Origin of the sequence: Alcanivorax sp., assembly GCF_017794965.1 — a bacterium.
In the GTDB taxonomy this organism is placed as follows: domain Bacteria; phylum Pseudomonadota; class Gammaproteobacteria; order Pseudomonadales; family Alcanivoracaceae; genus Alcanivorax.
The window spans coordinates 2541652-2567436 of record NZ_CP051240.1 but is presented as its reverse complement, the minus strand read 5'-3'; the positions used below and the strand labels follow the sequence as shown (position 1 = coordinate 2567436).

Genomic DNA, 25785 nt, shown 5'->3' with positions numbered 1-25785 from the left:
GGACACCCTGCTAGAATAGCGGCCCATTGCGCCAGTGGTGGAATTGGTAGACACGCCAGATTTAGGTTCTGGTGCCGAGAGGTGTGAAGGTTCAAGTCCTTCCTGGCGCACCATCTCAAGAGAAAGGCCGTAGCAGTTTTCTGCTACGGCCTTTTTTGTGGGGCCCGCTCTGTGGGTGCAACACGCATGGGGGGTTATGTTGGGATACCGTGCTGATGGCATTGATGCTTTTTCATCGCACAAACGCAGAAGATTGCTGTAGGAACCGTAACGCAGTGGAGGTAACAGACGCAGTCTGGCCCGGAGGGTGAGCGAAGCGAATAACGCCTCTTGAGGTGCGAACCTTCGGAGATTGTGGCTCTCGCCTAGTTTACATGCTCCATCAAGGCCAGGTGTGCGGTGCGTTGGGCTTAGCGGTGACATTGTTGTGCTAGTCTTCATGGTTCGAAAAGCTCCCCGTTAATGGAAAGTGCCATGCCTCGCATCGCCGTCTTCGCCGACGTTCAGAACATCTATTACACCACTCGCCAGGCGTTTGGTCGTCAGTTTAACTACCGGGCTTTGTGGGAAAGACTTTCGAAGCAAGGCGATATCGTGATGGCTATGGCCTACGCCACGGAGCGCGGCGATGACGGGCAGACCCGGTTTCAGGATGCGCTCAGGCACATGGGGTTTACCGTCAAACTCAAACCCTTTATCCAGCGAAGCGATGGCTCTGCCAAGGGCGACTGGGATGTGGGTATCGCGGTGGATGTGATGACCCATGCGCCGCAGGTGGATACGGTGGTGTTGCTGTCCGGGGATGGGGATTTTGATGTGCTGTTGTCGGCCATCAAGGTGAGCGCGGGTGTGTGTACCGAGGTGTACGGGGTCGAATCGCTGACTGCCCGATCCTTGATCGAGAGTGCCGATGTGTATCACCCCATAGATACAGATTTGTTGTTGCCTTGATACGGATGGCGGATTCCGGCCAGCTTTTCCGGGGCCGGCTGTTTTGAAATCCGCTGACGCTTACTGCCTGCAAGCAGGCGCTTCTTCTCCACGGCTGTGTAGCCGGCAGGACTCCCTGCTTGCATATCGCTTATGTGCCAATAAAAGATCACACCGGCTGCAATTGCCATTCTTTCTCAGCCACCGTCAGGTGATGGGTTAATGCGAGGTTGTTTAGAAATACCCTGTCGTGAGACACCACAATGAGTGTTCCCCGATACTGCCTCAACATGCTTTCCAGCGCATTGAGTGAGGCCAGGTCCAGATGGTTGCCCGGTTCGTCCAGCAGGAGCAGGGCTGGGGGCGATGCCGCGTAGAGCAGGCAGGCGAGCGTACCTTTCAACTTTTCTCCGCCACTGAGTTCCGTGAATCGGCAACGGACCTTTTCCTCACCAAGACCGAGCTGAGCCAGGAGCATCCGCAGTTGTCCTTCGGGGGCCATTGGGTTCGCGCTCTTGAGCTGATCGAGCAAGGTGTGTTCCGGGTTGAGAGACTCCAGATGCTGGTCCAGATAGCGGCTGTGTTCCGGTATCTGACAGTCCCCCGCCAGGGGCGTCAGCATGCCGGTCATCACTTTGAGCAATGTGGATTTTCCACACCCGTTGGGTCCGGTCACAGCGATGCGCTGTCCCTGCCGGATGGACAGGTTGATGGGGTGCCGGGTTGTGCCACCGAAAGGCAGATGCAGTTGATTCAGTCGCACGGCAATGCCGCCTTTCATGCTGGGCAAAGGGATGGAATGCAGGTGGATGGCGGTATCATTCTCCAGGGCTGCTTCTGCCGTGCTGACGGCCTGTTGATGCTTTTCACGGATCGCGGCCTGTTGCCGTTTCAGTGCGCCATGACTGGACTCGCAGCGTTCCTTTTGCTTGTCCAGCAGTACCTTTGCCTGGTTGCCCTGTTTGGCATTTTGTCGGCCGCGCGCCTGGCGATGGGCCTGTCTGTTCTGTTGCTGCTGCAGGGGTCGCTCCGCCCGCTGGCGAGCCAATCTGACCTGATCGAGGTGCTGTTGTGCGTTTTGAGTTTCACGGGTCTTGGCTTGTGCATAGAAGGCATAATTGCCGCCATATCGCTGCAGTCCGTGGTGGGTCAGCTCCACGGTGCATGCCATCGTGTCCAGCAGTTCCCGGTCATGGCTAATCACAATCAACCCTCGTTGCCACTGGCCGAGCTGGGTCATCAGGAATTCCCGGCCATCCCGGTCCAGATGATTGCTGGGTTCATCCAGAATCAGGAAATCGGCGTCCGACAGCAGGGCCCCGGCCAGTGCTACCCGCATACGCTGACCGCCGCTCAGAGCGTTGGCGGACGCAGACAGGGGGACAGCGCCCAGCCCCAGTTGATCAAGCTGGAGTCTGAAGCGCGCTTTCAGGTCCCAGCGGTCACTTATCAGGTCAAAGTCTTGCGGGTCACAGCCGCCGGATTCAATCCGTGAAAGCGCCTGTAATGCCGACCCCAGCCCGGCCAGATCCGCCACGGTTGCCCGTGCGCAAGGTGTGATTTGCTGGCCGAGGTAATGGACGCTGCCGGAGGACTTGCGCTGTCCCTGAGAGGGAGAAAGCTGCCCGGCCAGAATTCTGGCCAGCAGGGTCTTGCCCACACCATTACGTCCCACCAATCCGGTCGGGTTATGGTCAAAGGTGTGGTTGAGGCCGGAGAACAGCTGGCGGCTGTCCGGCAAGCTGAGAGACACGTCTCTCAGCGTGATAACGGGATTTGTCATGCTCTATGCCCTGGATGCCATGTACTCCCCCTGCATTTGGGGGGCGGTGGAGACTGGCCGTTGTGATAACGGCGGCATCAGTAGCGCATTGGACAAATACCTGTGTTGGCGGGCGGGTCGCCCGTGTTATTCCATAGAGTGGCCCATGCTGAATAAGTTCCACCATTTATGCCACTCTTTATGCCGCTCTGATTCCGGCACCCGGTTATCGCTTTGATCCTCTCCTCGTCTTGCAGGCGGTCTTTCAGCGGCGTAGAACGGGAGAGAAGGAGGTATCTATGCCGGATAACAGGCCGCACGATCATCACTATCATCAGGATGAGGGTGAAGAAAGCCGCCCGGGTGGTCAGCGAAAGATCGAGAAAGAAAAGTGGGCGTTACTGGGGTTGGCGATGCTGATCGCCGGTGCGTTGGTGCTTGGTGTGCTAACCCACGCAGAAAGTCTTGAAGTGCGTGATGCCATGAAAGGCTTCAAAATAATGGTTGAAGACGAACCGACGTCTTCCGCAGAGCCGTAGAGCGCCATGCAGTCGCTTTAGACCAGGGATGGGGAATGATGATCAAATGTTGGGTTGCGGGTGTGCTGCTGTTTCTCTGTTCGACGCTGCAGGCTGCGGATTATGCTGAGGCCACCGGCGGGGAAAGTAAAGTCAGCGTGGTGGTCCTTGAGGATTACCACGGGTTGCTGGATCTGTATGAGCAATTGGATTACACCGATGAAACCTGGTTAGCGGGTGACCGACATGTGCCCCGCCTGTATCTGACTTCGGTGCCCGCGCAGTGGGGCGCGGAAGTGAGCCACGCCGTTACGGTGGCGTTGAAGAAACGACTGTTCTTCCGCACGGTGGGGCCGCTGGTGCTGCGCAGCAATGAATTGATCCTGCAGGACCGCAAGCGGCTGCTTGGGTTGTCTTCCCGGGGCGACCTGCCGGCGGAGGACAAGGCATGGGTGCGTCAGCTGGCAGAGCAATACGGTGTCGGCGAGGGTGCGCTGGATGACCAGATCAACAGGTTGCTTGATCGAGTGGATGTCATCCCTCCGTCGTTGATTCTTGCCCAGGCGGCTGAGGAGAGCGGTTGGGGCACCTCGCGTTTTGCCTTCGAAGGCAATGCCCTGTTTGGGCAGTGGACCTGGGGAGGAAACGGCATCACGCCAAAGGGGCAACGCAGTGGCATGGGGGATTACCGGATCGCAGCCTTCGAATCGCCGCTGCAGTCTGTGCGTGCGCATGCCCTCAACCTGAACCGTCATTCAGCCTATGCGGCCTTCCGTGAGTTACGTGCCAGCCAGCGAGACAGAGGGCAATCCTTTACCGGCCTGCAGGCAGCAACCACCTTGGATAAATACTCGGAACGCGGCATGGACTATGTGAAATCTCTCCAGTCCATCATCACGTTCAACAAGCTGCAGGGAACGGATGATGCCCAGTTTGCCGACATGCGTGCCCTGGTGTTGGTGCCAGCTGATCAGGCCAGCCTCTGACGCAAACTGCCCTGGTGTTTTCAGGGAGAGTTAGCCGGCGGAGCTGCGCCCACACTTCAAGCAAGTGCTCGGTTTACCGTGGTGGGTGTTGTGGATAATGCCGTCTTCAGTACCCGTTTGCGGCGGGCAGGGTCCATCATATTGTAGCCAAAGGCGTTCAGGTCATCGGCTACAGGCTCGATCCGGATGACTTTCTTGCCCGCGTTTTCCAGTGCCGCCACTTCCTTGTCCACAATGCCGGTCATGTAGCGGCGTACCCATCGTTCGATTCGCTCAAACGGGTGCCAGGGTTTGTCCGGGTGCCGGGACGCCATGGGAGCCAGCACGATGACTTCCTCCACGGCGCTGTCTACCAGCATGTCGGCAGATACAGGAGAGGCGACGCCGCCGTCAATATAAGTACGGTTGTTGACGGTCACGGGTGGGCACCAGAAGGGCACGCCATAGGAGGCGCACACCGCATCGCTGATGGTGGCTTTGGGGGCGCCGCCCTTGCCGAAAGGAATGCGTTTTCCTGAGCCGGTATCCACTGCCATGATCCAGGTGGCGGGGTGTTTCACCCAGTCTTTGCCTTTTGTCGCATCGTTAATCAATGTGCGAAAGGCGCTCATGTCGAACTGGCCAGCAGGCAACGCCCCGCAGATGGCGGTGAGTGCCGATACCTCCCCGCGCAGGCCCTTCAGAGCCAGTGATTTGCCGGTGAAGCGAGCGCCAGGAAGTGGTGGCAAGGCGCCGCCGGTGTCTGTGTCGTGGTTCCATTGGCAGATGTCGCTGGTGCCTTGCTGGCAGGCCAGCAGTTGATCGACGCTGATGCCGCTGCCGAGAAGTGCAGCCAGTACGGCGCCGGCGGAGGTGCCGATGAGCACATCGGCATCACGGCAGTCCCAGCCCAGTTGCTGTTCCAGCTGATGCAGTGCAGCTATGCTCCAGGCGCCGCCGGCGACGCCGCCACAGCCGAGGACCAGAGCGCGTTTGGGAGCTGAAGGGGTGTTGTCTTTTGGCATGGTGGTTCCCTGCATAAGTTGTTGGGCGGTCGGACGTCTGAGGTCGGACGTCGGACGCTAAAATCAAAATCGTAAACCCGCTTTTTGTGGTACATCGCGGATTTGCGTGAATTCGCTGTTACTGAGGCCTTCCCGTAGGAACGTCGCTGGCGGCGCGATTCCGGCCATGATCAAACAAACTTTCACCACAGAGGGCTCAGAGGTGACCGAGAACAAGAAGGTCTTTACTCTGTGTGTTCTGTTCTCTCTGTGGTAAATATCGTTTTCCATATTTGGGTTATCGCGCCGCGAGCGACGCTTGTATGTTTGAATGCCCCTCCTGCAACAATGCAGGACTTGCCGGGGTGGAGGGACCAACGACGCATCTGACCCAAGGGTACAGACGGTAGGAGACTTGGCCCCACCCCGCACCTATTCATACGCCGATAAAGAATCCATCGGCTGAGTCGCACCTCAGACCGACGATACCAGCAAGCCAGCGTTTAGGTGCGCCCCGACAAGCATGTGTAACCTAGCTCAAGGGGCAGTTCAGTGGCAATGCAAGTAGTAAGATCCATCGTCGGCATCGACGTCGCCAAGGCCGAATTGGTCATTCATTTCCAAGGCAAGACGCTCACTATCGAGAACACCCCCCAAGCGATCAAGCGCTGGCTCAAAAGCCTGCCATGCCCCTGTGAGATCGCCATTGAGGCCACAGGGACTTACCACATGGCAGTCATCGAGTTGGCCCATGCCAAAGGGCACCACATTTACGTCGTTGATGCTTCACGGCTCAGCAGCTACCGCAAGGGAACAGGCGGTCGAGCCAAAACAGACGCTTCTGACGCCCAGCTGCTCGCCCGCCATTTGCAGAGAGAAAAAGAGGATCTACGCCGCTGGAGCCCGCCACCCAAGGCGTATCGAACACTGCAGACACTGCTGCGCCGCCGCGCCGCGCTCATCAAGGCACGCTCCATGATCCAGCAAAGTCTGGGTGGCGAAAAGATCCTCAAGGCAAGCCTGAAAAAGCTGATCTCACAGATCAATAGTCTGGATACGCTGATCCAGAAACACCTTCGCGACACCGTAAGAGAAGCTGGACTTAGTGATCAGGTGCAACGGTGCAAGGCTCTGGAAGGTGTGGGCGACCTGACTGCATATGCGCTCGTTATGGCCTTCCTACGAGGAGACTTCCGCAACAGCGACGCCTTCGTCGCCTTCCTGGGGATGGATGTCCATGTAAAGGACTCCGGCACCAGAACGGGAAAACGCAAGCTGACCAAGAAAGGCGACTCAGAAACCCGCAGACTGCTTTATTGCGCAGCTATGGCTGCCCGTAAAAGCGCCCGCTGGGCTAGTGTCTACCAAGGTTATCTCGACCGTGGCCTGGCGAAAACGCAGGCCCTGGTCATCCTCGCACGCAAGCTGGTCCGTATCGCCTTCGCGTTGATGAAGAACCGCACCAGCTACGCGCCGTCGTCCGCCGCATAAAAGGGGTGGACAACATAGAATCTCCTACGGAGTCCTGTGAGCCCTGCGCCCGCTGTGGTAAACCCGCTTCTGATCTTTGCGTGTCACCCGTTACGTGATGCAGCCGCGAAGCGGCTTAAAAAACCGGTTGATTCGCCGGTGTCAGGCTGTAGTTGTCACTGTCGAACTGTTTCAGCAGACGCTGCATCTCCAGCGTGCTCCATGGGAAACCGACGCTGTTGAAGCCGTTCTTGTCCAGGTAGTAACTGGAGCAGCCGCCGGTATTCCATACCGTGCCTTGCAGGTCTTTCTGCACCTTGCGGTTGTAGTCTCGCTGTACTTCGGCTTTCACCTCGATACGTTGCAGTTGTTTGTCGCGCATGGTGGTCAGGGTGCTGACGATGTAGTTGATCTGTGCCTCGATAACAATAAACGCGGAGTTATGACCGATGCCAAGGTTCGGCCCAAGGACCATGAAGGCATTGGGCAGGCCGGCGATGGTGGTGCCACGATAGGCCTGCATGCCGTCTTGCCACATTTCGCTCAAGGACTGGCCAGCGTCGTTATAGATATGATTGGCAATGGGCGGCTCGGTGACGAAGAAACCGGTGCCGAGGATGATAGTGTCTACCTCGCATTCGCTGCCGTCCTGGCCTACCAGGGTGTTGCCACGGACTTCCTTTAATCCGGTGTGGAAGACATCCACGTTAGGCTGATTCAGCGCCGGGTAGTAGTTGTTGCTCATCAGTACCCGCTTGCAGCCCAGGGTGTAATCCGGGGTCAGCTTGGCGCGTAGCGCGGGGTCCTTGATGGCCACTTTCAGGTGGGCCTGGCCCAGCTTCTGAATCTGTTTAAGGATGGCCGGGCGGCGGAAGCCAATGCCGAACGTTTCGAAACCGCCATACAGCATCTTGCGCCAGGCGTTCAGGGTGAACGGCAGGCGGAAGAAGTTTTCTTCCACTTTGGGAATGCTGTGGTCCGGCTTGGGCAGCACCCATTGTGGCGTGCGCTGGAACAGTGTCAGGTGCTTTGTCTTCGGCTGAATTTCCGGGACGAACTGGATGGCAGAGGCGCCGGTGCCGATCACCGCCACACGCTCGCCGCTCAGGTCATGGTCGTGATCCCAGCGGGAAGAATGGAACAGCGTGCCGCTGAAATCCTTCAGGCCGGGGATCGCCGGGATGATGGGTTCATGCAGGTAGCCAGAACAGGCCACCACGGTGCGGGCCAGATAGAGCTGGTCGGCGGTCTGCACTTCCCAGAGGTTTTTGTCTTCCCGCCACTGGGCGCGTTCCACACCTTGGTTAAAGTGGATGCTTTGCACAATCCGGTGCTGCTCTGCCACTTCGCGCACATAGTCGAGAATTTCTGCCTGGCCGGCAAAAGCCCGGGTCCAGTCCGGTTTCTGCGCGAACGAATAGGAATAGAGCGCCGACGGTACATCGCAGGCACAGCCGGGGTAAGTATTGTCCCGCCAGGTGCCGCCCAGGTCTGTGGCTTTTTCCAGGATCAGGAAATTGTGGATGCCGGCCTCTTTCAGCTTGATGCCGAGACCAATACCACTGATGCCGGCGCCGACAATCAGCACATCATGAATAGGCGTGTTTGCGTGTTGAGTCATGAGGGTATCCGAGTTACTGGTTGGGCTGGGGACTGAAGAAGTCCATGGCTTTGTTGGTCAGGTTCAGATTGGCCACCTGTTTGGCCAGGCTATAGACATCCGGGTAGATAACCCGGGCGCCGCCCTTGTGGAAGGCTCGGTAGATGCGTTCGGCCAATACGTCCGGCTTGCCGGTGGGAATAAAGCGGGAGACGGGTCCGCGCTTCACCTGGCTGCGAGCATGGTTTTCCAGCCCGGAGTAAATCGGACCAGGATAGACGGTGACCACATTGACGTTCTCTTTCTTCAGATCCAGCCGGGCGATTTCCGAGGCCATGCCAATACCCGCCTTGGCGCCGCCATAGTAGCTGCATCCGCGGATGGGTACCTTGCCTGCCATACTGGAAATATTGATCACGCAACCTTGCTGGCTTTCGATCATGGCGGGCAAGGCCAGGTCCATGAGCCGCATGGGAGCGGTGAAGTTGATGTCCATGAGACGCTTGCCACGTTCCCAGCCGGTGCCTGCCAGGGTCATGATGTCCATGATGCCGGCACAGTTGACCAGTACATCCACCGGGCCATGTCGGCTGACCAGCGCTTCCCACCAACTCGGCAGTGCCTCGATATTCGTCAGGTCGCACACTTCGGTGTTGGCTGCGTGCTGCTGAGCAATGGGTTGAAGAGCCTCCGGATTGAGATCAACCAGCGTCAGATCGGCATCCGGATGATGACTGCGAAACTGGTCCGCCAGGGCACTGCCGATGGCGCCGGCAGCCCCGGTGATGAGAATGTGTCGGGGTTTCATGACCGCAGTGCGAGTGAGTGAAGAAGGCATTATGAGGTCACTCCATTGGCGGTGTCATTGGCCATGGCCAGCCAGCAGGCATCGCGGGCCCGTTTCAGATCATCATCGGTGAGGGTCAGGTAGTTGAGGCGCTCCGCCTTGAAGATGCCCACAAAGGCGCCCCAGAACAGGGCAATGGCCAGATCTGGCTTGAGGCGGTCGCTAAGCAGACCGTTGCGCTGGCCGATGATCACCATCATGCCCAAGGGGATGAGCAGGGCCTGTTCCTGGCTGCGGCTTTCCGGGGTCAGGTAGCTGTGGTGATCCTGTATTTCCAGAAACTGGAAGGTCTCCGGTTCGTTGCGGGCAAATGACGTCAGTCGGGCCCACAGGGTATCGAACAGGGCGCGGCTCGGGTCGAGAAGATCCAGGTCGGTCAGCAGATGATCCTGGAGCCGCTGCTTGGCATCGCAGAAGGCCGCATTAATAAGTGCTTCCTTACCGTCAAAGTACCGGTACAGGGTGCCTACACCCACACCAGCCTGGTCGGCGATGGGCGGTACCGGAGTGCCATGCAGTCCGTGTTCGGCGAATACCTGCAAGGCGGCCCTGATGATCTGTTCCCGTTTCCCTCTTTCCTTGACGGGCCGGGAAGCGTTGTTGGCGATGGATGTGGCTGTGTCCATGACTCACCTGCGAAATGAATAATGAATGTTCATTCCGTAAATGTGCCATTGAGTGATGTATTGGTGGAAGGGGGTTGTGGGTCAGATTGGGACAAATAAAAGCAGCTGCGAGCGACCAGCTTCTAGCGGCGAGAAAAACCGGAGGTACTCCAGGAGTCGGTTGTTGATTCTGACGTTGTGGCGCGCATCATCCTGCTCATAGCTCATAGCTCATAGCTCATAGCTCATAGCTCATAGCTAAATTAGCCCTTTCTCCCGCGCCGCATACTCGGTGAGTTCCGCGACAAGGGTGACCGGGCGGGCGTAAGAGCGGTCATAATGGGCCTGGGAGAGGGCGTGGCACTCGGCGCTGATTTGCTCGTAGAGTTCACGTGGGGTCAGGCCATGGCTGGGGGCCAGGGGGGTGAGGCCGAAACGGTCGTAGGGGATCGCCTGTTTGCCGGCGGCCTTTAACAGCTCCGGCACCCAGCCCTGTGGAGAAAGTTGGGGCTGGAAGCGCAGGTTCTGAAAGGTCAGTTGCTCGGCAAACAGGGTGGCATCGGCCACATGGAAGTAGTTGTCCACCACTTGACTGAGCAGCAGGTCCAGTCGCTTCCAGACAATGCTCTTCTGTTCATTGGTATAGGCGTTCCAGTTCACCACCTCATGACTGAAACGGCGACAGCCACGGCACACCGTGTCGCCAAACACGGTGGAACAAACGCCAATACAGGGGGTGCGGATACGATTTACGGACATGGCGAAAGATTACCAGAAATCCCCCCGCTGCGGGGAGGGCTAATAGTCCGATGAGCAAGGCCCCTGGCGGGTTGCTGCAATCTTGAGCAACGCGGTCAAATCGGCCATAGTTAGAGCCAAATTAAGGCACTATATTTCATAACGATTCGCCCTCTGAGTCCGGTAGCGGTGCCGGCAGACCAGACGAGCGCAATAATAACAGGGCCGGGCCATTCGTGAGCCACGGTGCCAATGGAGAATAATAATGCGATTGGTTGTGTGGCTGGCCTTGTTCAGTCTGACCCTGTCGGGGTGTTCCGGGATGGGGATTCCTTCTACACCGGGGGCCTTTCTGGATGCGCCGGATGGCAAGACCTTCGATCCCATCGAAACGCTGGATCCGCGTAATTCCATGGTCTATATCTACCGGCCGATTACCCGTTGGGGGTATGAAGAAGTGCAGGCGCCGGTTTTTTTCCTGGATTCTTCCCAGCTCTTTGGGCTCAAGGCGGGTGCTTACACCTGGCTGGAACTGCCCGCCGGCACCCACGATTTTTATGCCCGCCGTCCGTTCAGTGTTCTTTACCTGAAGATGATCTTTGAAATGGATCTCGAGATCCAGGGTGGCCAGGACTACTACTTCCGCTATTCAGAACTGAAGCCCCTGGACCTGACCGAGATCGTTGCCAACCCGGAAGACTACCAACAGGCTGGTCCGCTGCAACAAGTGCCACGCGCCATCGCGTTGCGTGAAATTGCCGATCTACGGTTGGACGAGCCCGGAGTGTACTATGCAGACCGCATGAAGAAAGAACCGCGCTGGGCGCCGTTTTATACATACTCAGTGGATTGAAAGCAGCTGCCAGCTACGAGCTTCGAGCTGCGAGAAAAACAAAAAAAGCCCCGGAATTCCGGGGCTTTTTTGTGCTGTTAGTTGATCCCGTTTTGGACTGGGTGATCATTTGCTCACAGCTCACAGCTCACAGCTCACAGCTCACAGCTCACAGCTAGTCTGTTTCCGTCAGTCGTTTCTTGGATTGCAGCAGCCGTTTCCATTGCTCCACGTACTCCGGCAGGGGGGGGGATTCCAGGTGCATGCCCATGATGTCCTGAGCGGTTTCCGGGCTGATCGCTTTACCCCCGTACACATTGACGACCCGGACCAGCGCGTGGGTATGCAGTTTGCGTTGCGACTCGAAACGCTGGTCGTAGTAGACGTACTTGTCGTCCCAACCCAGGATGCGGGTGTGGACCTGGAATTGCTGGTAGGGGCGCAATTCCCGGATATAGGCGATTTCCGTGTTGGCCACCACCACGTTGCAACGGGCCTCGATCATGCGGTTCAGGCTGCCGGTGACCACGGCATGTTCCAGCCGGCTGCGATCCATGAATTTGAGGTACTTGGCATTGTTCAGATGCATGTTCAGGTCGATATCCAGCAGGCCCACCCGGAACTCCAGGGTGACCACATCAAATAGCTGGTGTGTAGGCGGGCGTTTGCGTCTGCGCGCCGCGCTGATCAGTTCAAGCATCCAAACTCCCTTAGCCATGCCCCGGTCATGGCAATGGTTTCATTCTTGGTATCGAGGGGGAAGAACCGGATTCATTATAGCGTGACAGGACACAGTTCACACTATCGCCAGCTTACCAAAGCTGGCGAGCAGACGATTGGATTCGTCAGTCCGATGGCATGAACTGCCCATGGGCGGGCACTGCTGTCCCGCAGTTTAACTTGGTGAACTCCGAAACCCGCCAGGCTGGCAAGCCGGCGGGTTTCTCTGTTTAGGCGAACAGGATTTAACCGGCACATTTTGACTCGCGCAGATGCCTGTCTCGTGGGAGCCTGGTTGCAGGCGAATATTGGTGCGGCAGGGGCTATTCGCTTGCAAGCAAGCTCCCACAAGAGAAAGCGCCTCCGCTTCCTCAGGACCTTCATGAATTTGTGGGACAGCTGTGCGTGGGCGAGCGCCCTTGTACTCCGGTTATGTGGCGGTTACAGCCGTGTTTGCAGATCCAGGGAACCTCTGAATAACTCCTTGCGTACTCAGCGTGGCCTGGAGCGTGCAGCTGTTGTGTCTTGTCTCGAAGGGAAGGGTGGTTCCCTTTTCAAGAGGCAAGGCGCAGCAGATGTGCGCTTCAGGCCGCGCCCTCCGGGTCATTCAGGCTGATCCACACTCGTTGTTGCACTTTCTCGACAGGCAACCAGCATGCCTTCAAAAGTGCGCCTAGATTGTGAATCAGCCTGAAAGACTGAGCATGCAAGGAGTTATTCAGAGGCTCCCTAGTGGCGGGCAAGATGCAAGCTGAACAGGTTGTCAGGGTCGGTCCAGCAGCCCTGAGGCGTAAAGCCCGCATCCACCAGTTCCCGGGTGAATCCTTCCACGGTGAACTTGTAGGAATTCTCGGTATGGATGCGGGTGCCGCTTTTCAGGGTCAGGTGGGTGTCCCCCAGTTGCAGGCGCTGGTCTTCCAGGCACTCCAGGTGCATTTCGATACGTGCGGCGTCGGCATTATAGAAGGCCAGATGGCGCATGTTGTCCACGTCAAACTGGCAATCCAGTTCCCGGTTGAGGTGATGCAGGGCATTCAGGTTGAAGGCCGCAGTGAGCCCCTGGGCATCATTGTAGGCGGCGTGGAGGCGTGCGCTGTCCTTTTGCAGGTCAGCGCCAATCAGCAGGGCGCCGCCAGGACCGGCGAGATGATGAAGACCGCGCAGAAACTGTCGGCGCGCATCCGGTTCGAAGTTGCCAATGGTGGAGCCGGGAAAAAACACCACCTGTCCCGGTTGGCGACTATCGCCGGGCAGGGACAGGGCCTGGCAATAATCCGCGCAGACGGCGCGGATCTGCACCGCCGGAAAGTCCCGGGACAACTGACGGGTGGCATCCAGCAGGCAGTCGCGGGAAATTTCCAGAGGCATATAGCGCTCTGGTGACCAGCACTCCAGTAACTGGCGCACCTTCTGACAGCTGCCCGCTCCGGGTTCAGCAATGATGGCGGTGTCCCCCAGCTGTTGCTGCATCTCCCCGTTATGCCGGGCCAGCAAAGCCGCTTCGGTACGGGTGGGGTAATACTCTTCGGTGGCGGTAATGGCATCAAACAAGCGTGAGCCTGTCTGGTCGTAGAAGAACTTGGGGTGCAGGTGCGGCTGACGGGCAGAGAGTGACTGGCGGACCTCGGCGAGCATGTCAGTGGCAGGTGGATGCAGGTCGTAAAACGTGAGATTGGGGCCCAGTTGCTGCTCATTCACCGGCATTGCCTGTTTCATGGTCCCCTCCAGGGGCTAGTTGTTATTGGGCTGGATAGTCTGTCGCCAGACGAATACCGCTGAATTGCCAGCGGTGATGGGGGTAAAAGAAGTTTCGGTAGGTGGCACGGATATGGTCCCGGCTGGAGACACAGGAGCCGCCGCGCAGCACCATCTGGTTGCACATGAACTTGCCGTTGTACTCGCCTACTGCGCCGTCCGCGTTGCGAAAGCCCGGATAGGGAAGGTAGGCGCTGGCGGTCCATTCCCAGACGTCTCCCAGCATCTGGCTGAGCTGGCCGGCGCCGGCCAGGCCGGGTTGAAAGTGGCCGCTATCGGCGAAGTGTCCATGCTGCTGGCTGTGACGGGCCGCGTGCTCCCATTCCTGTTCTGTGGGCAGACGCCGGCCTGCCCAGCGGGCGTAGGCATCGGCCTCATAGTAATTCACATGGGCCAGGGTCTGGCCGGGATACAACGGCTGGATTCCAGCCAGGGTCCAGTGGTGCTCAAGATCTGCCTGCCAGTAGAGTGGCCGCTGGATGCCTTGTTGCTGCACCCAGGCCCACCCGTCGGATAGCCACAACGCCGCCCGCTGGTAGCCACCATCATCAATAAAGGCCCTGAACTCGCCGTTGCTGACCGGCCGGTTGGCCAGCTGGAACGGGGCCAGCCAGACCGGATGACAGGGTGTCTCATTGTCAAAGCTAAAGCCGTCGCCGGGGGCCGCGCCCTGTTCCACCTTGCCGCCGGTAAACGGCTGGAAGGTCATGGCGGGTGCCGCGTCCTCATTGGCCGCCAGCGGGGAGGAAAGCGCCGGGGACAGGGGGTTGAAGGAAAGACTGTATTTCAGGTCGGTAAGCAGCAGTTCCTGGTGTTGTTGTTCGTGATTGAGCCCCAGCTGAATCAGTGCCGTCAGCGCAGGATTGCTGTGAATCAGTGTCAGCATGGCGTCGTCCACCTGCTGACGCCAGCGCAGCACCTCCCCGTTGGTGGGGCGCGAGAGCAGGTGACGTTGCGGGCGCGGGTACTGTTCTCCGATGCCGTTGTAGTAGCTGTTGAACAGGTATTCGAATGCGGGATTGAAAGGACGATAACCGGGCAGGTGTGGCACCAGCAGAAAGGTTTCAAAGAACCAGGTGGTGTGGGCCAGGTGCCAACGGGGCGGGCTCACATCCGCACAGGCCTGAAGGCCCATATCCTCGGGAACCAGTGGTGTACACAGCTGCTCACTGAAGCGGCGAATACGCAGGTAGTCATGAGCCAGTGCAGACAGGCGCTGCTGTCGATCGGTCTCGGGCAAGGTTCTCCCTCCCATGCCGTTGTCAGTATCCATTGACGTAATCTCACCTTAAAACACTGGCGGTTTGAGCGAAAGCAACAATGAGCCCCCGGGGACGGGTGGGTATACTCCGGGCATTGTTACGGAGCCCTTGAAGTTATCCTTGCCGGCTCAATGTCTCAGCGGGTCCTCAATGGCCCTTACCCAAGGAGAGCATATGAACATTGCAGATAAAGTTGCTGTCATCACCGGTGGTGCATCCGGTCTCGGTCACGCTACTGCCCAGGCGGTTGTTGCCAAGGGTGGCAAGGTGATGATCCTGGACCTGAACGAAGAGCAGGGTCTGGAAGTGGCTGCCCAGCTGGGTGACAACGCGGCTTTCGTGAAAACCGACGTCACCGACGAAGCTTCCGTACAGGCGGCCATCGCGGCGACCCTGGAAAAGTTCGGTGCTATCCATGTTGCCGTCAACTGTGCCGGTATCGGTTCTGCCATGAAGACCGTGGGCCGCGAGAACAAGCCCCACGATCTGGGCGTGTTCAACAAGGTGGTACAGATCAACCTGGTCGGTACCTTCAACGTGACCCGTCTGGCTGCTGCCGCCATGGCTGAGAATGAGCCGGGCGAAGACAACGAGCGTGGCCTGGTTGTGAACACCGCTTCTGTTGCGGCCTTCGATGGCCAGGTGGGTCAGGTTGCCTACTCCGCCACCAAGGGGGCTGTGGTTGGCATGACTCTGCCCATCGCCCGTGATCTGGCACCGCTGGGTATCCGCTGCAACACCATCGCCCCGGGTATCTTCAATACCCCGCTGATGAATGCGGCCCCGGACAAGGTGAAGCAGCCGCTGATCGACATGACCCAGTTCCCCAAGCGCCTGGGCCACCCGGAAGAGTACGGTCAGCTGGTTTGCCACATGATCGAAAACAAGTTCCTCAACGGCGAAACCATCCGAATTGATGGCGGTATCCGTATGCAGCCGCGGTAAGGCAGCTGCGAGCGACCAGCTGCTAGCTATGAGCTGAAACAGAAAAGCCCCGGTTTTCCGGGGCTTTTTTGTGGGCCGCTCCGCGGCTGCTTCACGCTTCACGCTTCACGCTTCACGCTTCATGCATCACGCAACAGGCTAAAGGCACCGCAGAAAACACGGGGGAGACTCTATCTTGCCCGGCAACGAGAGCTCATGCCCCTGCGGGCGGATCGCCTTGCGAGCAAGGCTCCTACCAGGGGGGCTCCCTGTTTTGTAGGAGCGGTGGTTCCACCGCGATTTTCGGGTTTGCGTCAATTCTCGGTCGCATCCGGAGGGCTTGGCAAACAAGGGCTCCCGCAGTGGGAGCGTGCCTGCACGCGAATAGCCAAAACCTTCGTCTGCAAGCAGACTCCCACAAAAAAGCCACCCCCTCGCTTGCACCCCGGTCTGGCTTTTGAATTTCCTTTTCAACTTTAAACTTTCAACTCGCTCCTGCTTTTCCATCGCGTGCAGGCACGCTCCCACAGGTACAGCCAGGCTCAAGGCAGGTCACCGCGAAGTACAGCGCTGAGTTACTCCCCTCTGTCTCATTGCGCTGCCTGTGGTGCTGTTTCCCCTCACAGCTCACAGCTCATAGCTCGAAGCTGCCTTTCACCCCACCAGCTCGTAGCACGGCTGGTAATTCGAGCCCGGCAGTTTCATGCGGTGCTGGGTGACGAAGGCCTTGAGCAGACTGTCCAGCTGACGCATGAGTTCACCGGGTGCATGCAGTTGGTACGGGCCATGTTCCTCGATGGCGCGGATCCCCTGTTCCTTCACGTTGCCCGCCACGATGCCGGAGAATGCCCGGCGCAGGTTGGCGGCCAGTTCGTGTACCGGTTGTTCCAGTCCCAGATTGAGCCCCGCCATGGCGTCGTGGGTGGGGTTGAAGGGTTGCTGGAATTCCAGCGGCACGGTCAGGCGCCAGTTGAAGTAGAAGGCGTCATCGTTGTCGCGGCGGAACAGGGTCAGGCGGTCGATGCCGTGACACATGGCCATGGCCACTGCCACCGGATCATCAATGATGATTTGGTAACGGTTGGCCGCCTGGGGGCCCAGTGTGGAGCGGATGAAGGCATCCACCTGCTCGAAGTAGGGGGCGCTGCTGGCCGGGCCGGTGAACACCACCGGGAGCGGCATGTCCGCATTATTCGGGTGCATCAGTACACCCAGCAGGTAAAGAATTTCCTCCGTGGTGCCCACGCCGCCGGGAAAGACAATGATGCCATGGCCCACGCGCAGAAAGGCTTCCAGCCGCTTTTCGATGTCCGGCATGATCACCAGCTCATTGACGATGGGATTGGGGGCTTCGGCGGCGATGATGCCCGGTTCCGAGATCCCCAGATAGCGGCCGCCGTCAAAGCGCTGCTTGGCGTGGGCCACATGGGCACCTTTCATGGGGCCTTTCATGGCACCGGGGCCGCAGCCGGTGCAGATATCCTTGTGGCGCAGGCCCAGCTGGTAGCCCACGCTCTTGCTGTAATCGTACTCTTCACGGGAAATGCTGTGCCCGCCCCAGCACACCACCATGTTCGGCGAATAGCCGGATTTCAGCGCCCCGGCGTTGCGCAGGATGTGGAACACCGCGTTGGTGATGCCCTGGCTGTTGTTCAGATCAAAGCTGTCGTTGTTCTGGATCTCGTTGGAGACGTAGACAATGTCCCGCAGCACTGCCGACAGATGCTCGCGGATACCGCGAATCATGCGCCCGTCCACAAAGGCGCCGGCCGGGGCATTTTCCAGCTTCAGCCGCAGGCCGCGGTCCTCCTGGATGACCTCGATATCGAAATCCTTGTAGGTTTCCAGCACTTCGCGGCTGTCATCGGTGGGGGTGCCGGAATTAAGTACGGCCAGGGCGCAGCGGCGCAACAGGTCATGCAGACCGCTGCCTGAGGTGTCCCGCAGGCGTTCTACCTCATGCTGGCTGAGCACCTCAAGGCTGCCTTCCGGGGCCACAATCGTCGTTACTGTCTTGGTCATAAAGGGCTTTTCCTCGCAAACAGTGGGTAGAGTAACTGAAAGGCCAGAGGGACGCTTGTGAAGAAAAGTAGGGGGTGGCTGCCGGCTTTTTTACATTCCCGCGGGAACGGCACTTCCCTGTTCGCGTCACACCACTATCTGCATTGGCATACTCAGTGCATGATGATCTGTGTCATGAGACTGACTTGAAAGTGTCTTATTGTGGATGGGTTGCCGATCACGGCATGTAGTCTTAAGCGAGGGAGCAAACCATGTTGCTCAAGTATCTCAATGAATTGGAAGTGGCGGTGCAGGCACTGGCCGACCATCCCGACAGTGACACCTTGACCCGCTGCACCCACTGTGTCGCTACCCTGGATGCCTATCTGGACGAGCAGATGGAGCCGGTGAAACAGCGCGGGCGGGAATTGATGGATGGCCTGATGCCGCCGGAATTGCTGGAGCGGGTGGGGCACTCGGTTCACTGAGTTGAAAGTTAAAAGTTTAAAGTTGAAAAGGCGCGAGGCAGGTTTTTCCGTTCTGGCCCGCTGTGCCCGCGCCCTTACCGGCGAGCGCGGGCAGGGCATGGCAAAACCCACCACTGGCCTGATCCGCGTTTAAACTTTGAACTTTCAACTTTAAACTGCTTTTCAGCTCTTCCCCCGCCGCTGCCGAAGTGCCTTGTCCCACTCCTCCGGAAACAGGTCCGGTTGCTGGGGCGCTTTCATATCCCGCAGCCGGGCGCCGATGCCGAGCAGCCTTGCCGGTCCCTGGCGGCGCTCCCAGAGTTGCTCGAATAATGCCTCGAAATGCTCCCGATTCAGGTCGGTGCCGGCCTTGTCGCAGCTCAGGCTGACGAAATCCTGATACTTTACCTTGGCGGTGAGGCCGCTGATCAGGTAGTTCTGATCCAGTTTGGCAAACCGTTCCTCGAGTTTGTCCAGCAGGGTATCCAGCTCCCGCAGCCACTCCTTCAGCGTGGGCTGATCCTTGTCGTAGGTGCGTTCAACGGACACGGACTTGCGTCGTCGGCCGGTCTGCACTGGCCGGTTATCCTCGCCCCGACTGAGGTGATACAGGCGTTCGCCAAAGCTGCCGAATTGCTGGGCCAGTTCCAGTCGGCTCAAACCTTGCAGGTCTCCACAGGTATGCAGTTTCAGGCCGGCCATCTTTTCGGCGGTGACACGGCCCACCCCGGAAATCTTCTTCACGGGAAGAGTCGCGACAAAGTCTTCCACCTGGGCGGGAGTGATCACGAACAGGCCATCGGGCTTGCGCCAGTCGCTGGCCACCTTGGCGAGAAACTTGTTGGGGGCCACCCCGGCCGACACGGTAATACCCAGTTGCTGGCGCACTTCGTTACGGATCGCCTCGGCAATGCGGGTTGCGCTATTCTCAAACTGTTCGCTCTGGGAGACATCCAGATACGCTTCGTCCAGTGACAGCGGCTCGATGAGCGCGGTATAACGTTTGAAGATGTCGTGGATCTGGGCTGAGACCTTGCGGTATTTATCAAAGTTCGGCGGCACGATGATCAGATCCGGACACAACCGCAATGCCTGGGAAGAGGCCATGGCCGAATGCACCCCAAAGTGCCGCGCCGGGTAATTGCAGGTGGCAATGACGCCCCGTCGGTGCGGGTCGCCGCCCACTGCCACCGGCCTGCCGCGCAGGGTCTTGTCATCACGGATTTCCACGGCCGCATAGAAGCAGTCGCAGTCCACGTGAATGATCTTGCGGGTAGGCGGGGTCATGGTCACCGGTTGTTGGCCAGAATGCAGGATAAGGAGATTGTACCATCGCCATTACGGAGAACAGCACGCCCCAGGCATTGATCGTCGGGGCGGGACCCACTGGCCTCACGCTCGGCATCGGGCTGCGCCGACAGGGCATTGCCTGCACCATTATTGATCGTCTGGCAGCGCCGTCGCCCTGGTCCAAGGCGCTGGGGCTGCATTCACGCAGTCTGGAAGTGTTTGCCGCCATGGATGTGCTGGGCCCGGTACGCAAGGCGTCCAGGGTGCTCAAGGCCGTGTCGGTGTATGGCGACAATGGCTTCCTGTTCGAGCTGGACCTGACCTCCCTGGATGCGCCTTATCCCTGGGTGCTCAGCTGCCCCCAGTCTGAGGTGGAAGAAGCTCTTATCCAGCGTTACAAGGCGCTGGGTGGCGAGTTGGTTCGGGAAGTGGAGCTGCTGGATTTCACACAGGATGGGACCGGTGTCACTGCCCGGATTCGTCAAGGCACCGAGACCCAGACACTGCAGTGCGATGTGATGGTGGGGGCAGACGGTGTCGCTTCCACGGTGCGTCAGCAGTTGGGAATCGGTTTCCACGGGGTGGAATACAGCGAACATTTTCTGCTTGCGGATGTGGACTGGGAAAGCCCCTGGCGCAATGACAGCTCCCACGGTTTCCTGCAGGAAGAAGGGTTGCTGATCGCCATTCCGCTGCCCAGCGGATGGCGTCTGATCATGGCCACGGATACACCACCGGACGTACCGCTGGATGTTTCCATCTTTGAAGAACGATTGGCGCTGATACTGGGTGACAAACCGGATCTGGGCTCCCCACGCTGGATCAGTGAATTTTCCGTGCAGCGACGTCTGGCACAGCATTACCGGCGCAACCGGGTCTATCTGGCCGGCGATGCCGCCCATGTGCAAAGCCCGCTGGGTGCCCAGGGCATGAACACCGGCCTGGCCGATGCCTTCAACCTGAGCTGGAAGCTGGGTTACTACCTGAATGGTTTTGGCAGTGGCGAACTGCTGGACAGCTACGAGCAGGAGCGCCGCCCGGTGGCGGAAAAGATGATCTACGGGGTGGATATGCTGTCCCGTGCCTCGCTGGTCAAGCTGCCACTGCTGCGTCGCAGCCGTGATTCACTGCTGAAGCTGGCGGGTGGGCGCGGAAAAATGTCGAGCCGGATTCTGCGTACGGCCAGTCAGCTGGACGTGCACTATCGCCATTCGCCCATTGTCACCAGTGGCCCGGAATCAGAACTGGGCTGGCGCCGGGAAGGGCCGCTACCGGGTGACCGGCTGCCGGATGCGCCCCTCAAGTCAGTGCGCACGGGTCACCTGCATCAGCTCCATGACCTGCTGCGCAAGCCGGTGCACCACCTGATTCTGCAGCTAAGCGATAACCCGGAACACAACGAGAAGCTGGTGCTCTATGCCTTCAGTGATCGACTGGGCCAGGACTACCGGGACCGCGCCCATCTCACCGTGGTGGCAGCGCAAGCCACCCCACACGCGGACGTGCCCCGTGAAGGTACCACCCGCATCTGGCAGGACCACGAAGGCCACTTCGCCGCCGCCTTCGGCCACGGCCCGCGTCTGTGGCTAATGCGCCCGGATGGCCATCTGGCTTACCGGGCGCCGGTGAGCAATGCGGATCATCTGTTGGAGTATCTGGATACGATTTTGAAGAAAGTTAACAGTGAATAGTGAACAGTTAACAGCGGCGCGATAGCGCGTCGTTGTAACTTCCAAGAAGGAGGCCGCGGCCGTGCTTTTGGCGCGGCCTTTTTGCGTTTTAAAGATAAGGGAAAAAATACTTGACAGGGTATGCTGCTCGGGCAGTCTTCACTGTTCACTGTTCACTGTTCACTGTTCACTGTTCACTGTTCACTGTTCACTGTTCACTGTTCACTGTTCACTGTTCACTGTTCACTGTTCACTGTTCACTGTTCACTGTTCACTGTTTCCGATATCGCTGAATCACAAAGTGCGCCGGCATGGTCTTGCCCGCCAGCTTGCCGATGTCAGCCTTGGCAGACGGTTTGGCGCGCCAGTGGTGGGGGGTCATGGTGAGCAGGTTTTGCAGTTCCTGTTCATTTTCCGGCGTCCATTCGAACTGCACTTCTTCGCTATCGATGAGCTCGAATCGCGCATCAAGGAACTTGCCGGCATCGAAGCCTGACTGACGCACGTCTTCGTAAAGCGCCTCTCGCAGCGGCATCAGGTGGTTTTCACCGGTACCAACGACGATCAGTTCTCCGCCGGGTTTCAGCACCCGGGCAATATCATCCGTGAACAGGCGGGTGAACAGCACCAGTACCCGTTGCATGCATTCATCAAACAGGGGCAGGCGGGCGCCGCTGGCCACCAGCCAGGTCACTTGCTTGTTGCGCTTGGCGGCGGCATCGATGGCGAACTTGGAAATATCCACGCCGACCCCGTGCTCCGCACCAAGTTGGCTGGCGAACTGTTCGCTGTACCAACCCTCGCCACAGCCCAGATCCAGCCAGTCGCCATCCGGTTCGGCGGGTAACTTGTTCAGTAACTCGTCCGCCAGCGGTTGATAGCGTCCCAGATCCAGAAAGGCGGTACGCGCCTGTACCATGGCCTTGTCGTCACCGGGAGAACGGGAACGGCGATGCTGGGCCAGCAACAGGTTGGTGTAGCCGCGCCGGGCACGGTCGAAGCGGTGGCCGTTATCGCAGTGCCAGGTGGTGTCGGTGAGCTGCAAGGGGATATCACAGCTGGGGCATTTCAGGGTCGGCATGGGTTGTGTCGGTTGGGAATGGCTGGAAGAGTGAAACACAGACCCGGCGTGAAGGACAGGGTGAGGCCAACAGTGATACCCCCACTCCAGCAACGGCTGTCACTGGAGAGGGGGATAAAAGGTGCTACCGGCGGCGGGCCAGCCCGGTCCACCCCAGCAGGAGCAGGGTGAGGAGTTGGAATGCACCGCCCCCGCCACTGCTTCCGCCTCCAGTGGTGGGGCGTGCCGTTGTGGTTGGAATAACCGGGCATTCCTCAAGATCTTCCCGGGTAAAGTCCAGTTCCACATCGACGGACAGGCTGGAGCCGACAGCAAGACCATTGTCATTGCCCAGAGCCAGGGTCAGGGTTTCCATGGTCTCGGGATCGGCGGTCACGCCGATGGTGGTACTGCCTTCTTCGCCAGCCTCAATTTCTCCCAGTTCACAGACCACGTCGCCGCTGTCGAAGTCACAGGCCGGGGAGGCCTTGCCCACCAGTGTCAGGGTTTCCGGCAGGGTGCCACTCACTTGAGTGCCCAGGGAATCGATCTGGGTGCTGGTGTTGTTCAGCGTGGCTTCCACGCGCATTTGTGAACTACTCGCCCCCGGCGTCAGGCAGACAGCTTCAGCGCTGAATTGCAGCAGTGGTTCGCCGAAGTACAGTGTAACTGTGCCGCTGTCATCAAGGCGGTGATAGTCGCGGTGCTTGTCCAGCGTCACGGTGACTGTCATGGCCTCGCTACCCGTGCTGCGGCCGCCATTGTCATCTGCGTTAAGAGACAACGCGGTGGTGCTGCCACCGGCGATAGCGCTCCCCGTGTAGGTGCACTCGGTAAGGGTGCTGCTGGCTGATGCGCACTCCAGGCCAGCTTGGCTGGCGGACAGGGTGATATCCTTGGAATGCTGGATGGTCAGGCTGAATCCGGTGGCGCTGAGGGTGCCGGTGTTCTCCACGGGAATGGTAATCGGGAAGTTATTGATACCCTGGTTCTGGCCATCGTCGTCGCCGATGGTCAGGTTGCGCATTTCGATACCGTTGAAGCTGGTGACTTGTTCGATCCAGCCCAGGAACTGGGAAACACGGGTGTAAACTCCGGGCAGAGTGAAGTCCCCGCATTCATAACCGAAGCTGGTGATCCCGAATTGCGGATTGTCGTCACGTGGACCTGAGCCGTTGAGGAAAAGGGGGCCGCCGCTGTCAGCCTGGCAGGAGTCTTCCCCAAAGGGATCCTCTCCGGCATCGGGTTCCGGCTCGTTGGCGCAGATCATGGTGCTGAAGATCGGGTCCTGGCCGGGGGCATTGGCGGTGTAAAGGTCTTGGCAGTTTTCGTTGGTAACAAAGTCGAGATTTACTTCCTGAAGGTCTAGAGCATAGATCGGTCCCGTTCGGTCTGGGGTGTTGTAACTGACCACCCCCCAGCCAAGCGCGGTAAGAATCTCATCATAGGACTCCGCGTCTTCCAGCTCGGTGTCCGTCTCGGGCAGGGCGAGGACGGCCGACGCCTGGTCGCTGAGCGATGGGTTTGCCGGTTCAGCCAGGCGCAGCAGGGCAATATCGTTGCGACTGGTGCTGGCATTGTAGCCGGGGTGCCGATGAATGCTCTGTACCTGCAGCAACAACTCGCTGTTCGGCGAGCCGGCCAGTGAATGGGTGCCAACCAGCACTTCCAGATTGGCCGGGTTGCCTGAGGTGGTGCCGGACTCGACACAGTGCGCTGCAGTCATTACCCAGTTTTCAGACAAGAGCGTGCCGCCGCAGAACTGCGCCTGGAAGACCGGGTATTGAGCCCCGCCCGCAGCAGCCTGCTCCTTGAGAGGTTTCTGTATAAGGGCAACCAGTGTGTGCCACTGGCTGTTGGCGTCTTCACCGCCAATGATCTTGGGTTGAGCCTCCTGAGCGGCCAACAGCTGGCTGGCGAGAAGGAAGGTGAGTGTGATGATGAGTCGTTGAATCATGGTTCCCCCGTTAAATCGTTCAAGGCTGCGATTATAGTTGCCCTTCCGTCCTATGAATGTAGGACATTGACTACACTTGCGGCTAAATTCGGGGGAGTGTGATCAAGCTCTCGTTGCTGGCGCGAGAGAGGGGAAAGCTGTTCTGTGCCACCGGATATCGGCGGGCACTGGAAACGGCCTCGACATGCCCCCATGACATGAGGATCATGATCCTGAATTGCGTTCAAACTGGAGTATCCTTTTGATCAATCCTGTCCCGTTTTCCTTGCTGGAACTGGCCTCTGTGCGTGAGGGCGACAGCGTGGGCCAAACGCTGGCCAACAGTGTGACTTACGCCCGCCATGCGGAGTCCCTGGGGTTTCAACGTTTCTGGCTGGCCGAGCATCACAATATGCAGGGCATCAGCAGTGCCGCTACTTCGGTCTTGATCGGCCATATTGCCGGCAATACGCAAACCCTACGAGTGGGCTCCGGTGGGGTGATGTTGCCGAATCATCCGCCGCTGGTGATTGCCGAGCAGTTCGGGACACTGGAGCACCTGTACCCGGGGCGCATTGATCTGGGGCTGGGGCGGGCGCCGGGCACAGACCCCATGACCGGGCGGGCCTTGCGACGGGAAGGGTTGGGTGCCGAGCAGTTTCCCCAGGATGTCGCTGAGCTGCAGCGTTTGCTGGGTCCGCTGGATCCCTCGCATCCGGTCAATGCCATTCCGGGGGCGGGCACCCAGGTGCCGATCTGGTTGCTGGGTTCCAGTTTGTACAGCGCACAACTGGCGGCGCAGCGGGGGCTGCCTTATGCCTTTGCCGGCCACTTTGCACCACGCCTTTACCGTGAGGCGCTGCGGATATACCGGGATCAGTTCCAGCCTTCTGAACAACTGGACGAGCCACATGCCATGCTGGCGGTGCCGGCTGTTCCTGCGGACACGGTGGAGGAAGCTCGTTATCTCAGTACCACCAGCTATCAGCGTATCCTGGCCCTGTTCCGGGGGCAGCCGTTATGGATGCGGCCGCCGGTTAATAGCATGGCCGGGCTGTGGAGTCCGCAGGAGGAGGCAGGGGTGAAAGGCTTTCTCGGTCTGCAGTTGCTTGGCGATGGCGCAGCCATTGAAGAGCAGCTGGCGCAGCTGCTGGAGACGGTGGAGGTGGATGAATTGATGGTGACGGTGGATCTTTATGATCCGGCCAAGCGCCGTCATGCGCTGGATATTCTGGCGTCGTTGCCGCAGTTTCAGGGCGCAGGCGGGAGCGAGTAACGAGTTTCGAGTTGCGAAAGGCTGGATCAAAGGCGGAATTACCACAGAGGGCACTGAGGGACGCTCTTTGAAACCTGTGGCAAAGCCGCTTTGTGAGGCCGATTATCGCGGTGGAAGCACCGCTCCCACGAATCGCTTGGCGATGTAGGAGCG

General features: G+C 58.9%; 23 protein-coding genes and 1 tRNA gene. 10 read left to right on the top strand and 14 right to left on the bottom strand.

From position 1 onward, the window contains the following. Positions 1–28 precede the first annotated feature (28 nt). Positions 29–113: transfer RNA gene (locus HF945_RS11240), tRNA-Leu, on the top strand. 361 nt (positions 114–474) lie between these two features. Continuing rightward, complete coding sequence (locus HF945_RS11235) at positions 475–951, top strand: NYN domain-containing protein (RefSeq protein ID WP_290522696.1); 477 nt, start codon at positions 475–477, stop codon at positions 949–951. Here the strand turns inward: HF945_RS11235 and HF945_RS11230 are convergent. Together HF945_RS11230 and HF945_RS11225 are read right to left on the bottom strand one after the other, a co-directional pair. Next, complete coding sequence (locus HF945_RS11230; protein WP_290522695.1) at positions 918–1121, bottom strand: hypothetical protein; 204 nt, start codon at positions 1119–1121, stop codon at positions 918–920. The two genes, HF945_RS11235 and HF945_RS11230, sit on opposite strands and share 34 nt — an antisense overlap. Further along, a complete protein-coding gene (locus HF945_RS11225; RefSeq protein ID WP_290522694.1) occupies positions 1100–2713 on the bottom strand; it encodes an ABC-F family ATP-binding cassette domain-containing protein in 1614 nt (537 codons plus the stop codon). The genes HF945_RS11230 and HF945_RS11225 overlap by 22 nt, the downstream gene beginning before the upstream one ends. A 278-nt stretch (positions 2714–2991) precedes the next feature. Here HF945_RS11225 and HF945_RS11220 point away from each other — a divergent pair, with 278 nt between their 5' ends. Next, the gene (locus HF945_RS11220; RefSeq protein WP_290522693.1) at positions 2992–3231 is read left to right on the top strand and encodes a hypothetical protein; all 240 of its coding nucleotides are present in this window, start codon (positions 2992–2994) and stop codon (positions 3229–3231) included. Between the two features lie 35 nt (positions 3232–3266). After that, on the top strand, positions 3267–4196 hold the full coding sequence (locus HF945_RS11215) for a glucosaminidase domain-containing protein (RefSeq protein WP_290522692.1): 930 nt from the start codon (positions 3267–3269) through the stop codon (positions 4194–4196). A 56-nt stretch (positions 4197–4252) separates the two neighbouring features. On the opposite strand, the gene HF945_RS11210 is transcribed toward HF945_RS11215, so the two are convergent. After that, a complete protein-coding gene (locus HF945_RS11210; protein ID WP_290522691.1) occupies positions 4253–5200 on the bottom strand; it encodes a patatin-like phospholipase family protein in 948 nt (315 codons plus the stop codon). Between the two features lie 537 nt (positions 5201–5737). Between HF945_RS11210 and HF945_RS11205 the strand changes: the two genes are divergently transcribed. Beyond that, positions 5738–6670: an IS110 family transposase gene (locus tag HF945_RS11205; protein WP_290525391.1), complete on the top strand. Its 933-nt coding sequence runs from the start codon at positions 5738–5740 to the stop codon at positions 6668–6670. Between the two features lie 115 nt (positions 6671–6785). On the opposite strand, the gene HF945_RS11200 is transcribed toward HF945_RS11205, so the two are convergent. The 4 genes from HF945_RS11200 to HF945_RS11185 form a co-directional block, all read right to left on the bottom strand. Next, on the bottom strand, positions 6786–8270 hold the full coding sequence (locus tag HF945_RS11200; protein WP_290522690.1) for an NAD(P)/FAD-dependent oxidoreductase: 1485 nt from the start codon (positions 8268–8270) through the stop codon (positions 6786–6788). 13 nt (positions 8271–8283) lie between these two features. Then, the gene (locus HF945_RS11195) at positions 8284–9087 is read right to left on the bottom strand and encodes an SDR family NAD(P)-dependent oxidoreductase (protein WP_290522689.1); all 804 of its coding nucleotides are present in this window, start codon (positions 9085–9087) and stop codon (positions 8284–8286) included. Further along, positions 9087–9722 carry a TetR/AcrR family transcriptional regulator gene (locus tag HF945_RS11190; RefSeq protein WP_290522688.1) on the bottom strand — a complete coding sequence of 212 codons (636 nt, stop codon included), beginning with the start codon at positions 9720–9722 and terminating at the stop codon, positions 9087–9089. Before HF945_RS11190 ends, HF945_RS11195 begins: the two co-directional genes overlap by 1 nt. Before the next feature lie 237 nt (positions 9723–9959). Further along, a complete protein-coding gene (locus tag HF945_RS11185) occupies positions 9960–10460 on the bottom strand; it encodes a DUF1289 domain-containing protein (protein ID WP_290522687.1) in 501 nt (166 codons plus the stop codon). A 244-nt stretch (positions 10461–10704) separates the two neighbouring features. Between HF945_RS11185 and HF945_RS11180 the strand changes: the two genes are divergently transcribed. After that, positions 10705–11292, top strand: coding sequence for a DUF2846 domain-containing protein (locus HF945_RS11180; protein WP_290522686.1), 588 nt, complete (start codon positions 10705–10707; stop codon positions 11290–11292). 154 nt (positions 11293–11446) lie between these two features. On the opposite strand, the gene HF945_RS11175 is transcribed toward HF945_RS11180, so the two are convergent. The 3 genes from HF945_RS11175 to egtB form a co-directional block, all read right to left on the bottom strand. After that, positions 11447–11971, bottom strand: coding sequence for an acyl-CoA thioesterase (locus HF945_RS11175; RefSeq protein ID WP_290522685.1), 525 nt, complete (start codon positions 11969–11971; stop codon positions 11447–11449). Positions 11972–12720: 749 nt separating this feature from the next. Then, on the bottom strand, positions 12721–13707 hold the full coding sequence (gene egtD / locus HF945_RS11170; RefSeq protein ID WP_290522684.1) for an L-histidine N(alpha)-methyltransferase: 987 nt from the start codon (positions 13705–13707) through the stop codon (positions 12721–12723). A 22-nt stretch (positions 13708–13729) separates the two neighbouring features. After that, positions 13730–15019, bottom strand: a complete 1290-nt coding sequence (egtB, locus tag HF945_RS11165) for an ergothioneine biosynthesis protein EgtB (RefSeq protein ID WP_290522683.1) — start codon at positions 15017–15019, stop codon at positions 13730–13732. A 163-nt stretch (positions 15020–15182) separates the two neighbouring features. Between egtB and HF945_RS11160 the strand changes: the two genes are divergently transcribed. Beyond that, positions 15183–15953 (top strand): 3-hydroxyacyl-CoA dehydrogenase, encoded by a 771-nt coding sequence (locus tag HF945_RS11160; RefSeq protein WP_290522682.1) that lies wholly within the window; start codon positions 15183–15185, stop codon positions 15951–15953. A 633-nt stretch (positions 15954–16586) separates the two neighbouring features. Here HF945_RS11160 and ppnN read toward each other — a convergent pair. Continuing rightward, positions 16587–17954, bottom strand: coding sequence for a nucleotide 5'-monophosphate nucleosidase PpnN (gene ppnN / locus HF945_RS11155; RefSeq protein WP_290522681.1), 1368 nt, complete (start codon positions 17952–17954; stop codon positions 16587–16589). Between the two features lie 251 nt (positions 17955–18205). Between ppnN and HF945_RS11150 the strand changes: the two genes are divergently transcribed. Beyond that, on the top strand, positions 18206–18421 hold the full coding sequence (locus HF945_RS11150) for a hypothetical protein (protein ID WP_290522680.1): 216 nt from the start codon (positions 18206–18208) through the stop codon (positions 18419–18421). 162 nt (positions 18422–18583) lie between these two features. On the opposite strand, the gene dinB is transcribed toward HF945_RS11150, so the two are convergent. Further along, the gene (dinB, locus tag HF945_RS11145) at positions 18584–19687 is read right to left on the bottom strand and encodes a DNA polymerase IV (protein WP_290522679.1); all 1104 of its coding nucleotides are present in this window, start codon (positions 19685–19687) and stop codon (positions 18584–18586) included. 77 nt (positions 19688–19764) lie between these two features. Between dinB and HF945_RS11140 the strand changes: the two genes are divergently transcribed. After that, complete coding sequence (locus HF945_RS11140) at positions 19765–21381, top strand: FAD-dependent monooxygenase (protein WP_290522678.1); 1617 nt, start codon at positions 19765–19767, stop codon at positions 21379–21381. A gap of 250 nt (positions 21382–21631) precedes the next feature. Here the strand turns inward: HF945_RS11140 and HF945_RS11135 are convergent, their stop codons facing one another. After that, positions 21632–22441: a putative RNA methyltransferase gene (locus tag HF945_RS11135; protein WP_290522677.1), complete on the bottom strand. Its 810-nt coding sequence runs from the start codon at positions 22439–22441 to the stop codon at positions 21632–21634. Between the two features lie 124 nt (positions 22442–22565). Then, complete coding sequence (locus HF945_RS11130; RefSeq protein ID WP_290522676.1) at positions 22566–24377, bottom strand: serine protease; 1812 nt, start codon at positions 24375–24377, stop codon at positions 22566–22568. Positions 24378–24612: 235 nt separating this feature from the next. Here HF945_RS11130 and HF945_RS11125 point away from each other — a divergent pair, with 235 nt between their 5' ends. Next, entirely contained in the window at positions 24613–25632 is a 1020-nt protein-coding gene (locus tag HF945_RS11125; RefSeq protein ID WP_290525408.1) for an LLM class flavin-dependent oxidoreductase, read from the top strand. The last annotated feature ends 153 nt before the right edge of the window (positions 25633–25785 follow it).

What these genes read in the sequence shown, in the direction of transcription:
- HF945_RS11195 (WP_290522689.1), bottom strand. Translation starts at nt 9,087, where the DNA reads ATGCCTTCTTCACTCACTCGCACTGCGGTCATGAAACCCCGACACATT.
- HF945_RS11160 (WP_290522682.1), top strand. Translation starts at nt 15,183, where the DNA reads ATGAACATTGCAGATAAAGTTGCTGTCATCACCGGTGGTGCATCCGGT.
- HF945_RS11220 (WP_290522693.1), top strand. Translation starts at nt 2,992, where the DNA reads ATGCCGGATAACAGGCCGCACGATCATCACTATCATCAGGATGAGGGT.
- dinB (WP_290522679.1), bottom strand. Translation starts at nt 19,687, where the DNA reads ATGACCCCGCCTACCCGCAAGATCATTCACGTGGACTGCGACTGCTTC.
- HF945_RS11205 (WP_290525391.1), top strand. Translation starts at nt 5,738, where the DNA reads ATGCAAGTAGTAAGATCCATCGTCGGCATCGACGTCGCCAAGGCCGAA.
- HF945_RS11130 (WP_290522676.1), bottom strand. Translation starts at nt 24,377, where the DNA reads ATGATTCAACGACTCATCATCACACTCACCTTCCTTCTCGCCAGCCAG.
- HF945_RS11235 (WP_290522696.1), top strand. Translation starts at nt 475, where the DNA reads ATGCCTCGCATCGCCGTCTTCGCCGACGTTCAGAACATCTATTACACC.
- egtD (WP_290522684.1), bottom strand. Translation starts at nt 13,707, where the DNA reads ATGAAACAGGCAATGCCGGTGAATGAGCAGCAACTGGGCCCCAATCTC.
- HF945_RS11225 (WP_290522694.1), bottom strand. Translation starts at nt 2,713, where the DNA reads ATGACAAATCCCGTTATCACGCTGAGAGACGTGTCTCTCAGCTTGCCG.
- HF945_RS11200 (WP_290522690.1), bottom strand. Translation starts at nt 8,270, where the DNA reads ATGACTCAACACGCAAACACGCCTATTCATGATGTGCTGATTGTCGGC.
- egtB (WP_290522683.1), bottom strand. Translation starts at nt 15,019, where the DNA reads ATGGATACTGACAACGGCATGGGAGGGAGAACCTTGCCCGAGACCGAT.
- HF945_RS11180 (WP_290522686.1), top strand. Translation starts at nt 10,705, where the DNA reads ATGCGATTGGTTGTGTGGCTGGCCTTGTTCAGTCTGACCCTGTCGGGG.
- HF945_RS11135 (WP_290522677.1), bottom strand. Translation starts at nt 22,441, where the DNA reads ATGCCGACCCTGAAATGCCCCAGCTGTGATATCCCCTTGCAGCTCACC.
- HF945_RS11190 (WP_290522688.1), bottom strand. Translation starts at nt 9,722, where the DNA reads ATGGACACAGCCACATCCATCGCCAACAACGCTTCCCGGCCCGTCAAG.
- HF945_RS11185 (WP_290522687.1), bottom strand. Translation starts at nt 10,460, where the DNA reads ATGTCCGTAAATCGTATCCGCACCCCCTGTATTGGCGTTTGTTCCACC.
- HF945_RS11210 (WP_290522691.1), bottom strand. Translation starts at nt 5,200, where the DNA reads ATGCCAAAAGACAACACCCCTTCAGCTCCCAAACGCGCTCTGGTCCTC.
- ppnN (WP_290522681.1), bottom strand. Translation starts at nt 17,954, where the DNA reads ATGACCAAGACAGTAACGACGATTGTGGCCCCGGAAGGCAGCCTTGAG.
- HF945_RS11175 (WP_290522685.1), bottom strand. Translation starts at nt 11,971, where the DNA reads ATGCTTGAACTGATCAGCGCGGCGCGCAGACGCAAACGCCCGCCTACA.
- HF945_RS11215 (WP_290522692.1), top strand. Translation starts at nt 3,267, where the DNA reads ATGATGATCAAATGTTGGGTTGCGGGTGTGCTGCTGTTTCTCTGTTCG.
- HF945_RS11230 (WP_290522695.1), bottom strand. Translation starts at nt 1,121, where the DNA reads ATGGCAATTGCAGCCGGTGTGATCTTTTATTGGCACATAAGCGATATG.
- HF945_RS11150 (WP_290522680.1), top strand. Translation starts at nt 18,206, where the DNA reads ATGTTGCTCAAGTATCTCAATGAATTGGAAGTGGCGGTGCAGGCACTG.